The following is a 1,793-nucleotide window of genomic DNA, read 5'->3' as shown; positions in this document are numbered from 1 at the left end:
GGGGCGGCGGGGGCGACACTCTGTCGTCCCCCAGCCGGACGGCTCGACGCAGCGTCCATTGCCCGCCCGGCAGGGCAAACGGCATGCTGCCCACGTGCCAGCGAACCCGAACCAGAGAACCCGAATCACCCGCCGCACCCTGCTGCGCACCCTCGGCACGGGCGCAGCCACCGCACTGGCCGCCGGCTGCGGCGTACCGGCGGCGTACGTCGCGCCCTCGGACCGGTCGAGAAGCGACCTGTCGGCCACCGACAAGCGCCTGACCTGGGCCAACTGGCCCCTCTACATCGACACGGACGACGAGGACGAGTCGCGGCGCCCCACCCTGGACGCCTTCGAGAAACGCACCGGGATCCAGGTCACGTACACCGAGGAGATCAACGACAACGACGAGTTCTTCGGGAAGGTCAGCCCCTCCCTGATGAACCATCAGGAGACTGGCCGGGACCTGATGGTGATCAGCGACTGGATGTGCGCGCGGTTCGTACGCCTGGGCTGGGTCCAGGAGATGGACAGATCCAGGCAGCCGAATGTCACCAAGTACCTGGATCCGCAACTGCGTTCACCGGCCTTCGACCCGGGCCGGAGGCACACCGTGCCGTGGCAGTCGGGGATCACCGGCATCGCGTACAACCGCCGAAAGGTCGGCCGCGAGATCCGGCACGTCTCCGACCTATGGGCGGACGACCTCAAGGGCCGCGTCACGCTCCTCTCCGGTCTCGACGAGGCGTTCGCGCTGCTCATGCAGGGCAACGGCGTCGACATCACCAGGTGGACCGCGGACGACTTCCACGCGATGTGCGAGCAGGTCGAGAAACTCGTCCGCACGGACCAGATCCGCCGTTTCACCGGCAACGACTACATCAAGGACCTGTCGAGCGGCGACGTGCTGGCCTGCCAGGCGTACAGCGGTGACGTGATCCAGCTCCAGGCCGACGACCCCGACATCGAGTTCGTCGTCCCGGAGGAGGGCGCCGAACTCTGGTCCGAGTCCCCGATGATCCCGAACCTCGCCCGCCACAAGGCGAACGCGGAGACCCTCGTCGACTACTACTACGAGCCGTCCGTCGCCGCCGAACTCGCCGCGTGGGTCAACTACGTCTGCCCCGTCCCGGCCGCCCAGGACATCCTGGCCTCCGCCAAGGACGAGGAGACCGCCGCGCTCGCCGAGGACCCGCTCATCTTCCCCGACACCGCCATGCGCGAGCGGCTCGCGATCGCACGCGACATCACGTCGAAGGAACGTACGGACTTCGCGAAGCGGTGGAACGCGATCGCGGGGCTGTAGGCGGACGCGCGTTCAAGAGGTGGTTCAGAGACCCGCACGCGTGAACGTCACATGCGTAACTCCGCTGGGCGATGAAGCGGCCTCGACCTCGTAGTCCTTCTCGGGGCCCTCCAGTCCGTCCCAGAGGCGTACGCCTCGGCCCAGCAGGATCGGGTTCACCACGACGTGCAGGCGGTCGATGAGCCCGGCGGCGAAGAAGTCGCGGACCACGGTGGGGCCACCGCCGATGCGTACGTCCTGGNNTCGGCGGGCGAAGCGTCGAGGAAGTGGAACGTCGTGCCGCCCTCCATCTCGATGGACGGGCGCGGGTGATGGGTGAGGATGAAGGTCGGTGTGTGGAACGGCGGGTTGGGCCCCCACCACCCCTTCCAGTCCGGGTCCTCGTGCCAACCGGGGTAGCCGAACTTCCCGGCGCCCATGATCTCGGCGCCGATCCCGGGCTCGAACTGCCGGGCGAAGGCGTCGTCGAGGCCGCTGGTTCCGCCGGGCCGGCCCGTCATCTCGT

At 68.5% G+C, this 1,793-nt stretch carries 3 protein-coding genes; 1 reads left to right on the top strand and 2 read right to left on the bottom strand.

Going from position 1 to position 1,793, the window contains the following annotated elements:
• Nucleotides 1-124: 124 nt before the first annotated feature.
• A complete protein-coding gene (locus AOK17_RS46595) occupies nt 125-1,288 on the top strand; it encodes a polyamine ABC transporter substrate-binding protein (protein ID WP_055618692.1) in 1,164 nt (387 codons plus the stop codon).
• 24 nt (nt 1,289-1,312) lie between these two features.
• On the opposite strand, the gene AOK17_RS53265 is transcribed toward AOK17_RS46595, so the two are convergent.
• Together AOK17_RS53265 and AOK17_RS53260 are read right to left on the bottom strand one after the other, a co-directional pair.
• Nucleotides 1,313-1,498, bottom strand: coding sequence for a dihydrofolate reductase family protein (locus AOK17_RS53265; protein ID WP_245697883.1), 186 nt, complete (start codon nt 1,496-1,498; stop codon nt 1,313-1,315).
• Between the two features lie 33 nt (nt 1,499-1,531).
• On the bottom strand, nt 1,532-1,793 hold a 262-nt coding region (locus AOK17_RS53260), incomplete at both ends, for a dihydrofolate reductase family protein (RefSeq protein WP_483855195.1).

This window comes from Streptomyces phaeochromogenes, assembly GCF_001418655.1.
GTDB classification, from domain to species: domain Bacteria; phylum Actinomycetota; class Actinomycetes; order Streptomycetales; family Streptomycetaceae; genus Streptomyces; species Streptomyces phaeochromogenes.
This window is presented reverse-complemented; position numbering and strand designations above follow the sequence as displayed.